Source organism: Gordonia hongkongensis (assembly GCF_023078355.1).
Taxonomy (GTDB): Bacteria; Actinomycetota; Actinomycetes; order Mycobacteriales; family Mycobacteriaceae; genus Gordonia; species Gordonia hongkongensis.
Genome location: NZ_CP095552.1, coordinates 4,418,754 through 4,432,133, shown reverse-complemented (window position 1 = coordinate 4,432,133; position 13,380 = coordinate 4,418,754). Strand labels below are relative to the sequence as shown.

Below are 13,380 nucleotides of genomic sequence, written 5' to 3'. Positions count from 1 at the left end.
CGGTTTCACTTCTTGGTGCGCCGACTCCCGCCGTGCCAGTCCTCCTCGACACCCGCCTCGCCGTCGGTCACTCCGAAGGCCCGCAGTTGTGGCTTCTCCCGCAGGCTCCGCTTGAGCTCGGCGAAACCCGGGAAACTCGCCAGGCCGATCACGTGGTCCCACAGGACGACCGCGTCGTCGTCACCTGGTAGACGGCTGATGACGGGCCCGAAGAAGGCAACTCCCTCCGGCGGCTGGAAGTGGATGATCGGCGTACCCACGTCGCGACCCGTCAGCGACAGGGCCTCGTCGGTCTCGGTTTGGATCTCCGCGTCGAACTCGGCGTCGTCGAGGGCGTCCAGGTGGTGCGCGGGTAGCCCGAGCTCATCCAGCACGGGCCCGAGGAACTCCGCGGTACCGCGGAAGTCGGTGGCGTCCACGGTGTAGGAACCGGTGTGCGCGTCGAAGATTCGTGTACCCAGGGCCTCGTAGAGCGGACCGATGGCGGCCGGTCCGTGTTCGCGGCGGATGCTCGCCGCCACGCGCAGAAGACGGAGCCCGGCGGTGTGCCCGGCCTCGTACTCCGGCGGGAACTGCGCGTCGTAATCGACGTGTGCGTTCAGCAGACGTAGCGAGATGAACCGCCATTCCACCGTGTAGTCCCGCTGGGCCTGTACCTTTCGCACCCATTTGCTCGTCATCCAGGCGAACGGACAGACGGGATCGAAGTAGAAGTTGACGTCGGCCACGATTCGACGGTAGACGACGGGACAGTCCTAGGTGTCGGCAGAAGCCGCGAACAACTGGTCGCCTAACCGGTACCGCTCGACTGAGTGACAGGTGAGCCTATGACGGGCTCGTTGGGATGGAGGAGGTGCTGCACAGTAGCGAGTGACGGCTGATCGAGTGGACCGGTGTAGAGCTCGGGTGCCCAGTCATACACGCCCCGTAATCAGCCGGGGTGGGCGAAGCCGAAGCTGAAGAAGAATGGTTCAGGCGGACCACTGCGAGACCAATCTCATTCGTTCACCTCCGGCAGGACCGGAGCCGACGCGGATATCGAGGTCAATCGGAGTCCGGGTCAGGTGGAACGATTGCGGAGTAGTAGCGGTCTGCGAGAGAAGGAGTGACGGTGGAAGGGTTCTTCGTGCTGCTCACGCCACCGGTCGCCCTCGCGCTCATGTTCTGGGCGTGGACCATCTGGCTATCCTTCAGAGCCGCTGGCCGAAACATCCGACGATCTTCGGCCGCAGTTTCTGCGGTGCTGGCGATCTGCGGGGCAATTGCTTTCCTCGCGTTGACCAGTCTCGACGATTACAACGACTACCCCGGTCACACGTGTTCGGTGCGTGATGGGTTTGTACCCGTCGGCTTTCCGCCTGAGCAACTACCACCGCCGCCTCGAGACGTGGTGAGCACATTCCATCCCAGCCTCGACTGGTCTCACCGATTCGAGCTCCTTCCCCTCGGCGTGCGCTGCACCTACTGGATTCGAGACGACCCCCGCATCACAATGAGCACCCACAGCCCCTGGCCGTACTCGGTGTGCAGCTACGGAGCGCTCGTCGTTGCCTTCGTCCAGGCCATCCGAGTCGTCAATCCCGACCTGCTCAGACGCGGTGCGCCGCCGCGGCCAGCGCGTGCAGGTGATGGCGGGCAGATGTAGGCGTGCCACAGTTGATGAGTGCGTACCAAGGTGTTGTTTTTCTGGGTGCTCGGTGGAATCATCACCGCCTTCGCCGCCGCGATCGTGCTCATCGGTGCCGCTGGTTGGCTCACTCTTCGCTCGTCGTGGTTCGAGGACAGCTTGTCCAAGGTGTCGGTCACAGAAGACGCCGACGGGGCTGAACGGATCGCCGAAGCCATGGGTGTTCACCTGAACGACAGTGCCATCGACTACGGGGAAGTGACATCGCAGTTGCAAGGCAAACCGAGTGCTTACCTCGTCGTGAAAGCGGACAGTGCGATGCTGCGCGACAGGATCATTCGGCAGTCACGGCTGCGCTGTGCGACCACCGATCCGCCGAATATGGCGTCGATGCGCTCACCGTCGAGGCACGGTCCGCCGCGCTCACCGACTCTGATGGCATGTGGTCGGCCGGCTGGCGACTACAACGACCCGGCGTCAGCGGGGAGTGGGGCGGTCATCTCACCGTGTGGTTCGACCCCCAGGCGGGTGACCGCAGCACATGGCTCTACATTTCCGCCGCCCCATTCTGATCGAACGGGTGCAGCACGCTTCGCGTAGTTCGTACAGCGCCACTCGAACTAATGACGACCCGCCTGTGAGGGCCGACCGTAATGATGGATGAGTGAATTTCGATGGCATGATCCCCGTGCAGGCGGTGCGCTCGTCGACACGGTCGTCCTCCTCGACAAGGCCGTCGGGTAGGGCTTCCCGCGGCGATTAGATTGTGGATGTGCTGATGGCCACGGCCGGACTATCCGAATGCGCTGCTGATTGCCGCGCGGACAACTGGCCGTTCTATATCGGTTTCGCGTTGTTTGTGTTGTTCTGCGTCTGGATCACCTTGTCGATGTTCGCGACTGTCGACGTCATCAGTCGTCACATCGGGCCCCGTCGCAGTGCGACGTGGGTCGGCGTTGTGTGGCTTGTTCAGCGTTTGGAACGGTGTCACCGAGGCCGCGGCGGTGTCGGTCTCGCGATGAGCGGGGCCACTAGACTCAAGGCGTGACCGGAGCCGACGATTCGACACGTGACCGCGACGGTCTCCCGGATCCCGGTCCGACTGACGACGATGCGACATCCGACGCGGACGAACCCTCCGCAGCGAACGATAGAACCGGTGGGTCGACCCGTCGTCGGGGCGACCGGCTTCCCGTCCGACGCGACGATCCCGACCGTCCCGGACCCGGGCGCCGGATGGCCGACCTGCTGGCCCGCACCGACTCCAGCGCCGGGGTCGTCAAGGCGGCTCGCGCCGCACGAGATCTGATCCCGCACGACGAGAGCCCGATCACCGGGCCGCGTGCATCCGACCGCGTGGCACGCCTCATCAGCGAGTCCCGGCCCGAAAAACCCAGTGCCATACGAGAGCTCGGCCTCGCATCGATCCAGGTGTGGCAGGCGTTGGTGACCACACGACGTCGTCGATCCGAACGCACCCCAGTCCCCGCCACCATCTTGTTCACCGATCTCGTCGGATTCTCGACGTGGGCCCTGCATGCCGGAGACGACCAGGTCCTCCAACTCCTGCGCGACGTCAACGGCGTCACCGAGAACATCGTGCGCAGCCGCGGCGGACGCATCGTCAAACATCTCGGCGACGGGACGATGGCCGTGTTCATCGACGGTGTCGAAGCGATCGAGGCCGGTCACGAGGTGATCGTCGCCGTGAGTGCCCTGACGGTCGGGGACTACCGGCCACAGCTGCGAGCCGGTCTCCACACCGGCGAACCGCGGGCGGTCGGTGACGATTTCCTCGGTGTCGATGTGAACGTCGCCGCTCGGGTCGCGGCAGCGGCGGGAGCCGGTGAGCTGTTGGCCAGCGGAGCGACCGTCGAGGCCGCCGGCGCCGATCGGTACGCCACTCGTCGTCGGCGATTCCGCGCCAAGGGGGTACCGCGCGACATCGAGGTGTTCGCCGTCGTGCCCCGCTACTCCGACTGACCGATCCCCGGCCTGTTTGCTAGCAGCGTGTGTACGCCGAAGAGATCGAGAGGACTACGTGCGGCCGCGCCGAGCTTCACGGGGCGATAGACGCGTTGCCTGTGCCCGCCGACACGCACGATGGGCGCACGACGGGCCGTGACACCGCACGACTGGTCAACCCCGGCTGCGGTTCCAATCCTCGAGGATGTTGTCGATCGCATGCACTACTCCGCAGTCCGGATGTCGTTGTCGCGACGAATAGTTCGGGCCAGCGTCTGAACCAGTTCGAATGGGTCTGACGAGTCGGCGTGGGTCTCACTCGAGACCCACGCCGGCTTCCAGTCAGCGCTGCGCGGCGGCGAGTGCCTCGTTGAACGTCGTGCTCGGACGCATGACGGCGGCGGTCTTGTCCCAGTCGGGGTAGTAGTAGCCGCCGATGTCGACCTGCTCGCCCTGCACCGCGTTGAGCTCCTCGACGATCTTGTCCTCGTTGGCCGCGAGGGTTTCGGCCAGCGACGAGAAGTGCTTCGCGAGCTCGTCGTCCTCGGTCTGCGCGGCGAGTTCCTGCGCCCAGTAGAGCGCCAGGTAGAACTGGCTGCCGCGGTTGTCGAGTTCGCCGGTCTTGCGCGACGGTCCCTTGTCGTTCTCGAGCAGCTTGCCGGTGGCGGTGTCGAGGGCCTTCGCGAGGAGAACGGCGCGCTTGTCGTCGAACTTCTTGCCCACGTCCTCGAGGCTCACCGCGAGCGCGAGGAACTCGCCGAGCGAGTCCCAGCGGAGGTGGTTCTCCTCGATGAGCTGCTTGACGTGCTTCGGCGCTGAACCGCCCGCGCCGGTCTCGTAGAGTCCGCCGCCGGCCATCAGCGGGACGATCGACAGCATCTTGGCGCTGGTGCCGAGTTCCAGGATCGGGAACAGGTCGGTCAGGTAGTCGCGCAGGATGTTGCCCGTGGCCGAGATGGTGTCCAGGCCGCGGACGACGCGCTCGAGGGTGTACCGCATGGCGCGGACCTGCGACATGATCTGGATGTCGAGGCCCTCGGTGTCGTGATCCGGCAGGTACTTGTGGACCTTCTTGATCAGCTCGTTCTCATGCGGGCGGTACGGGTCGAGCCAGAAGAGCACCGGCATCCCGGAATCGCGGCACCGGTTCACGGCCAGCTTGATCCAGTCCTGGATGGGCGCGTCCTTGACGATGCACAGACGCCAGATGTCGCCCTCTTCGACGGTCTGGGTGAGCAGCACCTCGCCGGTCTCCAGATCGGTGATGTTGGCGGTGCCGCCCGCAGGGACCTCGAAGGTCTTGTCGTGCGAGCCGTACTCCTCGGCCTTCTGCGCCATCAGACCGACGTTGGGCACCGTGCCCATCGTCGTGGGATCGAACTGCCCGTTGGTCTTACAGAAGTTGATCATCTCCTGGTAGATGCGGGAGAAGGTCGACTCCGGGTTGACGGCCTTGGTGTCCTTGAGCCGGCCGTCGGCGCCGTACATCTTGCCGCCCGCGCGGATCATGGCCGGCATCGAGGCGTCGACGATGACGTCACTGGGGGAGTGGAAGTTGGTGATGCCGCGGGCCGAGTCGACCATCGCCAGCTCGGGGCGATGCTCGTGGCACTTGTGCAGGTCGTCGATGATCTCCTCGCGCTGCGCGCTGGGCAGCGACTCGATCTTGCTGTAGAGATCCGACAGCCCGTTGTTGACGTTGACGCCGAGCTCGTCGAAGAGTTCGCCGTGCTTCTCGAAGGCCTCGCGGTAGAAGACCTTGACCGCGTGCCCGAAGACGATGGGGTGCGAGACCCGCATCATGGTGGCCTTGACGTGCAGCGAGAACATCACGCCGGTCTTGTAGGCGTCGTCGATCTGTTCCTCGTAGAACTTGATCAGGGCCTTCTTGCTCATGAACATGCTGTCGATGACGTCACCGTCGGTCAGCGACACCTCGGGCTTGAGCACGAGGGTCTCGCCGGAGTCGGTGATCAGCTCCATCTTGACCTTGCGGTCGCCGGAGACGGTCATCGACTTCTCGCCGTGGTAGAAGTCGCCTTCGCGCATATGGGCGACGTGGGTGCGCGATGCCATCGACCACTCACCCATGCTGTGCGGGTGCTTCTTCGCGTACTCCTTGACCGCCTTCGGTGCTCGACGGTCCGAGTTGCCTTCGCGCAGAACGGGGTTCACGGCGCTACCGAGGCACTTGGTGTACCGGTCGCGAATCGCGCGCTCCTCGTCGGTCTTCGGGTTGCCCGGGAAGTCGGGCAGGTCGTAACCCTTGCCCTGGAGCTCCTTGATGGCGGCGAGCAGCTGGGGGACCGACGCGGAGATGTTGGGGAGCTTGATGATGTTGGTGTCGGACTCCTGGGTCAGCTTGCCGAGCTCGCCCAGGTTGTCGGTGACCTTCTGGTCATCGGGCAGGAGGTCGGAGAACTCGGCGAGGATGCGAGCCGCGACGGAGATGTCGCTGGTCTCGACGGCGATCCCGGCCGCCCCGGCGAACGTGCGCACGACCGGCAGAAACGCGTGAGTGGCGAGCATGGGTGCCTCGTCGGTCAGCGTATAGATGATGGTCGGCTGTTCGGCACTCATGCGATGTGTTCTCGATTCTGTCTTGGTCGACGCGTTTGTGTGTGCGGCCTTGTGGGTCCGGTTTACCGATATCACGACGGGGATGGACTCGCGTGACATCCACCCATGATTTTGCCTGTCCGGGCCGGGCGGCGGGAGACGTGGTCGGTGGATTCGCGTCGAACGCCAGGTGGTAACGGCTGTGACCTGGCCTGCGTCCCAAAATTTGTGTGGTCGACGCCACAGATGGTTCGCCCGGGTGCCGACATGAGTCGACCCCACTCGGTTGGCGGGTGATCGCCGTCGAGCGGGGCCGGTCGGGACGGTGGGGCTTGGTGCGGGTGGTGTCAGGCGACGCGAACCGGCACGGTCTGCCGGAGCCTGATCAGGCCGTCCCGGATGCGGGACTTGACGGTCGGCAGGGCGACGTCGAGATGTTCGGCGACCTCGCGGTAGGTGAGCCCATGGAAGTAGGCGAGCTCGATCGCCTGGCGCTGCAGCGGGGTGAGGGTTTCCAGGCCGGTGTGGATCAGGCGGGCGATCTCGCGTCGCTCCACCGATTCGCTGACCTCGTCGACCTCGCGGCCGGTGTCGGCGATGCCGTAGGCGACGGTCCGGCGGGTCGCCGCCGACTCCGAGCGCACGCGATCGACCGCGCGACGATGCGCGAGCGTGAGAATCCACGACAATGCGGAGCCGGACGCGGGATCGTAGGCATCGGCATTGCGCCAGACCGCCAGGAACGTCTCCTGGGTGGCCTCCTCGCTGTAGCCCGGATCGCGGAGGACACGCAGCGTCATGCCGTAGACCCGGTCACACGTCGCGTCGTAGAACTGTGCGAACGCGTCCATGTCGCCGGTGGCCACCCGGGCGAGGAGAGTGCTCAGTTCGGTGTCATTCATCACGAAGCTCCTTGCCGCAGATGGATTGTCCCGCTCTCGGGGCTCACGTCGGGCGGCACTGCGCCGGGTGGCCGAGTTGCGATGTGTCCAACGCTAGGCCCCGCGCTGCGCAAAGTGATCATCGCGACACACAACGGGACGCTTTCGCAATACTTGGTAACGGGGAGATAACGGCGGCGCTCGCGCCCTCCGAACCGCCGGTGAGCTGGGATGTCGGTGTCGCGGAGTAGCCTCCTCGCGACGAGAGGGGCGTGCATGCCTGACGACACCATAACGATCGCCGACGGTCGAGCGCGTTGCCTGTGGGCGGCGCGTGAGCCGGAGACCACCTACCACGACACGGAGTGGGGGTTCCCGATCGCCGGTGACACGGCGCTGTTCGAGCGTGTCTGCCTCGAGGGCTTCCAGTCGGGTCTGAGCTGGCGGACGATCCTGATCAAGCGGGAGAACTTCCGTGCGGCGTTCGCGGGGTTCGACATCGAACGCGTGGCACGCTTCACCGAGGCCGACGTCGCCAGGCTGCTCGCCGACGCCGGCATCATCCGACACCGCGGCAAGATCGAGGCATCGATCAACAATGCTCGCCGGGCCGTCGAATTGATCGACGAGCAGGGGTCGCTGGAGTCCTATTTCTGGAACTATGCCCCCGCCGGGGACCACGTACCCGGTTCGATGACGACCTCGCCCGAGTCGCTCGCTCTGTCTAAGGACCTGAAGAAGCGCGGCTGGCGGTTCGTCGGTCCGACCACGATGTTCGCCCTCATGCAGGCAACGGGAATGGTCAACGACCACGCGTACGGCTGCGTGATCCGCGAGGACGTGGAAGCGGCGCTGCGCAAGGCGAGCCCGCACAAATTGTAGACAATCCGACAATGTGCCATCATCCGTGCATGACGGCCCAGATCGGTATCGGGATGGTGTGCCCGTTCGACATGGCTCTCGATCGTGAGCTGTGGCGGTGGATGCCGGATTCGGTGTCGCTGTACTTCACCCGCACCGGTTTCATCGACGCGCCGGTGGACGTGGAACTGTGCCGCGACCTCAACAACCACGCCGAGATCGCCGCCGCCGTGCGCGCCGTCTCGTCGGTCGGTCCGCGCTCCTTCGGTTACGCCTGCGCGTCGGGCAGCTTCGTTTACGGGATGGCCGGTGCGCTCGAGATCTCGAACTGCATGGTCGCGGCCGGCGCCGACCGGGCGGTGACGACGTCCGAGGCCCTGATCCGCGCCCTCGATGCGCTGAACGTCGGCACGCTCTCGGTCGCCACGCCGTACACCGCGTCCCTCACCGGCCTGCTGTGCGATTTCCTCGCCGAGTCCGGCCGGAGCGTCGTCGCCCAGGCGGGGCTCGGGCGGAACTCCGAGATCTGGACCATTCCGTACCACGTGACCGCTGACCTCATCCGCGCCGCGGACCACCCCGACGCCGAGGCGATCTTCGTGTCCTGCACCAACCTGTGGACCTACGACATCCTCGCCGGCCTCGAAGCCGAACTCGGCAAGCCCGTCCTGTCGGCGAACCAGGTCACCGCCTGGGCGACCCTGTGCGACGCCGGAGTCCTCGGCGAGATCAACGGGCCCGCGGGCACGTCGGACGGCCATGCGCAGACACTGTTTGCCCGTAGCATTGCCGCATGACCTCGAGCGCGGCGACATTCGGCGAAGCAGGCACCGCCAAGTACGTGAATCTCACGACCTACCGCAAGGACGGCACCGCGGTGACCTCGCCGCTGTGGGCGGCGCTCGACGGCGACCAGCTCGTCATGTGGACCGTCGCGGATTCGTGGAAGGTCAAGCGCCTCCGCCGGGATCCGCGCGTCGTCGTGCAGGCCTGTGATGTGCGGGGCCACAAGTCTTTCGGCGCACCGGTCAGCGGTACCGCCGAAGTGCTCGACGCGGCGGACAGCGGCCGCGTCAAGAAGGCCATCGCGGACAAGTACGGACTCCTGGGCAAGATCACGATCCTGGGCAGCAAGCTCCGCCGGGGCGATCACGGCAGCGTGGGGATCGTCATCACGCCTACGACGTAGAGGTCCGCACCGCGCGGATGTCAACGCCGCATCAATAACGGCGTGGCCCGCGTATGGAATGCGTTAAGGACTCTTTCGCGGCCCGTCGGGCTGCGTGATCCTTCGACGTGGCCACCGAGTGGTGGATGTCGATGTGATCGGAGAGTGACTGCGTGGCGGACCTCGTGTACGTGCTGCCGGCCCTCGCGGGGTTCGCCCTGTGTGTGCTGGCGGTGCGGGCCCTCGATGTGCGGACCAGATCGTGACCGCGGACGGGGTGACCAACGTCGTGCTGCTGGCCCTGGCCGCCGCGACGGTGCTGTTCCTCCTGGTGGCGCTCGTGTTCCCGGAGAGGTTCTGACGCCGTGAACACAACTGTTGCGGGACTGCTCCAGGGGGCCGCGCTCCTCGTCATCCTCGCCGTCGCCTACATCCCGTTGGGCGATCACATGGCGCGGGTGTACAGCAGCGACAAGGACCTGCGCGTCGAGCGCGTCCTCTACCGGATGGCGCGGGTCGATTCGCGCCGCCAGCAGACCTGGGTGGGTTACGCCCTTGCGGTGCTGGCCTTTTCGCTGATCTCGTTCCTCGTCGTCTACCTGCTGCAGCGTCTGCAGGGGGTGTTGCCGTGGTCCGACGGAAAGTCCGGTGTGGCCCCGTCGATGGCGTTCAACACCGCGATCTCCTTCGTCAGCAACACCAACTGGCAGTCCTTCTCGCCCGAAGTGGTGATGAGCAACCTGACACAGATGCTCGGCCTCGCCGTCCAGAACTTCGTCTCGGCAGCGGTGGGTCTGGCGGTCGCGATCGCGGTCATCCGCGGGATCGTGAGCCGCCGCGGAACCGGCGAGATCGGGAACTTCTGGGTGGACCTGGTGCGCGGATCGGTCCGAATCCTGTTGCCGCTCAGCCTCGTCCTCGCGACACTGCTGATCACCCAGGGGCTGGTGCAGTCCTGGCACACCGGGTTCGGGTGGACCACCCTCGACGGTGCCGACGCGCGGAGCATGCTCGGCCCGTTCGCCTCGCAGGAGGCCATCAAGGAACTCGGCACCAACGGTGGCGGGACACTGTCGGCGAACTCGGCACACCCGTTCTCCAACCCGACGCCGCTGTCGAACCTGTTGGAGATCGCCGCACTCCTGTTGATCCCGGTCTGCCTGACGCGCACTTACGGAACACTCGTCGGCGACCGCCGGCAGGGACTGACGCTGCTGGCCGTGATGGCCGCGATCTGGTCGCTGATGCTCACGCTCGTATGGGTCTTCGAGAGCCGCACCGCCGGGGCCGCTTCCGCGGCTGCCGGGGCGATGATGGAAGGCAAGGAGGTCCGGTTCGGGATCCCCGGATCGGCGCTGTTCGCGGTGTCGACGACCGGCACGTCGACCGGCGCGGTGAACTCCGCGCACGACAGTTTCTCGGCGGTCGGCGGCGGCGCCGTCCTGTGGAACATGCTGCTCGGTGAGGTCGCACCCGGCGGTGTGGGATCGGGTCTGTACGGCATCCTCGTGATGGCGATGATCACCGTCTTCATCGGTGGTCTGCTCGTCGGGCGCTCGCCCACCTTCCTCGGTAAACGCATCGGACAGCACGAGATCACCATGGCCGCGCTGTACGTGCTGGTGATGCCGGCGCTCGTGCTGATCGGCACCGGGATCTCCATGATCCTGGGATCGACGACGCAGGCGCAGGGCAACAGCGGAGAGCCGGGCACTCCGGGCTCGATCCACGGGTTCAGCGAAGTCCTGTACGCGTACGCGTCGGCGGCGAACAACAACGGCAGTGCGTTCGGCGGACTCACGGTGACCGGTGACTGGTTCCAGACCTCGCTCGGCATGGCCATGCTCTTGGGCCGTTTCCTGCCCATCGTGCTGGTGCTCGCGCTGGCCGGGCTGCTCGCCCGGCAGACGCCACGCGGTGGTGACGCCCGGTCCGGGGACCCCGCGCGACCGTCGGCCGCCACCGGGGACCGAGTCGGCGGCGCGTCGACCGCGGTTCTCACCGTCCCTGCCGACACCGCCACCGATGACGTTGCGGCGGAGACGCGTTCGACCCTGCCCACCTCCGGACTCCTGTTCGGATTCCTCCTGACCGCGACCATCGTGCTCGTCGCCGGTCTCACCTTCTTCCCGGCCATGGCGCTGGGACCGATTGCCGAGGCACTGCTGTGACCACACAACTCGTCACCACCGACGATCCCGACAAGACGAGCGTCGTGGATCCCACCGACCCCGAGCCGACACTGGTGTCGCGCGGCGCCTTCGACGGGCGTTCGCTGGTGACGTCGATGCCGCTGGCACTGCGGAAGCTCAGCCCGCCCGATCAGGCCCGGAACCCGGTGATGTTCGTCGTGTTCCTCGGCGCGGTGGTGACCACCGCGCTCGCGGTGCTGCGGCCGTCCTGGTTCAGCTGGACCGTCGCCGCCTGGCTGTGGTTCACCGTCCTGTTCGCCAACCTCGCCGAAGCCGTCGCCGAGGGACGCGGCCGGGCGCAGGCCGACAGCCTTCGAAAGGTGAAGCGGGACACCGTCGCCCGTCGGCTCATTGTCGACGACGACGTCGCCGGGGTCGGGGCGACCCAGGAGGTCGCCGGCAGCGACCTGCGGATCGGCGACCTCGTCGTGGTCGAAGCGGGCGAGGTCATCGCCGGTGACGGCGACGTCGTCGACGGAATCGCCACCGTGGACGAGTCGGCGATCACCGGTGAGTCGGCGCCGGTCGTCCGCGAATCCGGTGGCGATCGGTCGGCGGTCACCGGCGGAACCGTGGTGCTCTCCGACCGCATCGTCGTTCGGATCACCACGGCGCCGGGGGAGACCTTCGTCGACCGGATGATCACGCTCGTCGAGGGCGCCGCGCGGACGAAGACCCCCAACGAGATCGCGCTCGACATCCTGCTGACGAGCCTGACGGTGATCTTCCTCCTGGCGGTCGTCGCCGTCGCACCGATGCAGGAGTACGCCGGGCAGTCACCCGACCCGGTGAAACTGATCGCGCTGCTGGTATGCCTCATACCGACGACCATCGGCGCCCTGCTCAGCTCGATCGGCATCGCCGGCATGGATCGGCTGGTGCAGCGCAACGTCATGGCCATGTCGGGGCGCGCGGTCGAGGCGGCCGGCGACATCGACACCCTGCTGATGGACAAGACCGGGACGATCACCTACGGCAATCGTCGTGCCACCGACCTGTTCCCGGCACCGGGCGTGGCCGTCGAGGAACTGGCACGGATCGCCCACCGGTGCAGCCTCGCCGACGACACCCCCGAGGGACGAAGCATCGTCGACCTCTGCCGGACCGCATACGGGGTGGACGCCGACGTGGAGACGGGCCCAGACCGTCCGGTCAGCGACACGATCATCCCGTTCACCGCGCAGACCCGGATGAGCGGCGTAGACTCCCGGGCCGGCGGGAACCCGGTCGAATACCGCAAGGGCGCCGCCGATGCGGTCACCCGGTGGGTCACGGCCGGGAATGGCGTTGTCGACGACACGGTCGCCGCCGACGTGGAACGGATCTCGTCGGCGGGTGGCACACCCCTGGTGGTCGGCGTCCGTGCCCACGGGCAACCGGCCCGGGTCATGGGCGTGGTCGCGCTGTCCGATGTGGTGAAGCCCGGCATGACAGCGCGGTTCGCGCAGCTCCGAGCGATGGGCATCCGCACCGTGATGGTCACCGGCGACAACCCGCTCACCGCCCGGGCCATCGCGACCGAGGCCGGTGTCGACGACTTCGTCGCCGAGGCCACACCCGAGCAGAAGCTGGATCTCATCCGCTCGGAGCAGGCCGCCGGACGTCTCGTCGCGATGACCGGCGACGGCACCAACGACGCACCCGCACTGGCGCAGGCCGACGTGGGTCTCGCGATGAACACCGGGACCTCGGCGGCCAAGGAAGCCGGCAACATGGTGGATCTCGACTCCGACCCGACGAAACTCATCGAGGTCGTCGGCATCGGCAAGCAGTTGCTGATCACCCGAGGTGCCCTGACGACGTTCTCGCTCGCCAACGACCTCGCGAAGTACTTCGCGATCCTGCCCGCGATGTTCACCGCCGTCTATCCACAACTCGACGCCCTGAACATCATGGGCCTGCATTCGGCGCAGTCGGCGATCGTGTCCGCGGTGATCTTCAACGCTCTGATCATCGTGGCGCTCATCCCGCTGTCGCTGCGCGGCGTGCGCTACCGGCCGGACTCGGCGTCGAAGGTGTTGGGCCGCAACCTACTGGTCTACGGAATCGGTGGGGTGGTCACGCCGTTCGTCGGCATCTGGCTGATCGATCTCCTCGTTCGTGTTCTTCCGGGAATGGGATGACGTC

12 protein-coding genes are annotated in these 13,380 nt (G+C 66.4%); 9 read left to right on the top strand and 3 right to left on the bottom strand.

What is annotated here, in order from left to right:
* Positions 1 to 5: 5 nt before the first annotated feature.
* Complete coding sequence (locus MVF96_RS20020; RefSeq protein ID WP_472924647.1) at positions 6 to 728, bottom strand: mycothiol-dependent nitroreductase Rv2466c family protein; 723 nt, start codon at positions 726 to 728, stop codon at positions 6 to 8.
* 383 nt (positions 729 to 1,111) lie between these two features.
* Between MVF96_RS20020 and MVF96_RS20015 the strand changes: the two genes are divergently transcribed.
* From MVF96_RS20015 to MVF96_RS20005, 3 genes are all read left to right on the top strand, one after another.
* Positions 1,112 to 1,645, top strand: coding sequence for a hypothetical protein (locus tag MVF96_RS20015; RefSeq protein WP_211539588.1), 534 nt, complete (start codon positions 1,112 to 1,114; stop codon positions 1,643 to 1,645).
* A gap of 18 nt (positions 1,646 to 1,663) precedes the next feature.
* The gene (locus MVF96_RS20010) at positions 1,664 to 2,227 is read left to right on the top strand and encodes a hypothetical protein (RefSeq protein WP_247450179.1); all 564 of its coding nucleotides are present in this window, start codon (positions 1,664 to 1,666) and stop codon (positions 2,225 to 2,227) included.
* A gap of 444 nt (positions 2,228 to 2,671) precedes the next feature.
* Positions 2,672 to 3,610, top strand: a complete 939-nt coding sequence (locus tag MVF96_RS20005; protein WP_211539591.1) for an adenylate/guanylate cyclase domain-containing protein — start codon at positions 2,672 to 2,674, stop codon at positions 3,608 to 3,610.
* A 324-nt stretch (positions 3,611 to 3,934) separates the two neighbouring features.
* Here the strand turns inward: MVF96_RS20005 and MVF96_RS20000 are convergent, their stop codons facing one another.
* Together MVF96_RS20000 and sigK are read right to left on the bottom strand one after the other, a co-directional pair.
* On the bottom strand, positions 3,935 to 6,172 hold the full coding sequence (locus MVF96_RS20000) for an NADP-dependent isocitrate dehydrogenase (protein ID WP_211539593.1): 2,238 nt from the start codon (positions 6,170 to 6,172) through the stop codon (positions 3,935 to 3,937).
* Positions 6,173 to 6,498: 326 nt separating this feature from the next.
* Positions 6,499 to 7,053 carry an ECF RNA polymerase sigma factor SigK gene (gene sigK / locus MVF96_RS19995; protein ID WP_247450177.1) on the bottom strand — a complete coding sequence of 185 codons (555 nt, stop codon included), beginning with the start codon at positions 7,051 to 7,053 and terminating at the stop codon, positions 6,499 to 6,501.
* Positions 7,054 to 7,308: 255 nt separating this feature from the next.
* Between sigK and MVF96_RS19990 the strand changes: the two genes are divergently transcribed.
* The 6 genes from MVF96_RS19990 to kdpB all read left to right on the top strand — a co-directional run bounded on the left by MVF96_RS19990 (position 7,309) and on the right by kdpB (position 13,376).
* Entirely contained in the window at positions 7,309 to 7,914 is a 606-nt protein-coding gene (locus MVF96_RS19990) for a DNA-3-methyladenine glycosylase I (protein ID WP_247450175.1), read from the top strand.
* A gap of 29 nt (positions 7,915 to 7,943) precedes the next feature.
* Complete coding sequence (locus MVF96_RS19985) at positions 7,944 to 8,690, top strand: maleate cis-trans isomerase family protein (protein WP_065629543.1); 747 nt, start codon at positions 7,944 to 7,946, stop codon at positions 8,688 to 8,690.
* Positions 8,687 to 9,082 (top strand): PPOX class F420-dependent oxidoreductase, encoded by a 396-nt coding sequence (locus MVF96_RS19980; protein ID WP_065629544.1) that lies wholly within the window; start codon positions 8,687 to 8,689, stop codon positions 9,080 to 9,082. Before MVF96_RS19985 ends, MVF96_RS19980 begins: the two co-directional genes overlap by 4 nt.
* Positions 9,083 to 9,323: 241 nt before the next feature.
* On the top strand, positions 9,324 to 9,422 hold the full coding sequence (locus MVF96_RS19975) for a potassium-transporting ATPase subunit F (RefSeq protein WP_101819740.1): 99 nt from the start codon (positions 9,324 to 9,326) through the stop codon (positions 9,420 to 9,422).
* Positions 9,423 to 9,426: 4 nt separating this feature from the next.
* Entirely contained in the window at positions 9,427 to 11,232 is a 1,806-nt protein-coding gene (gene kdpA / locus MVF96_RS19970; RefSeq protein ID WP_247450173.1) for a potassium-transporting ATPase subunit KdpA, read from the top strand.
* A gap of 44 nt (positions 11,233 to 11,276) precedes the next feature.
* Entirely contained in the window at positions 11,277 to 13,376 is a 2,100-nt protein-coding gene (kdpB, locus tag MVF96_RS19965) for a potassium-transporting ATPase subunit KdpB (RefSeq protein ID WP_247452145.1), read from the top strand.
* The last annotated feature ends 4 nt before the right edge of the window (positions 13,377 to 13,380 follow it).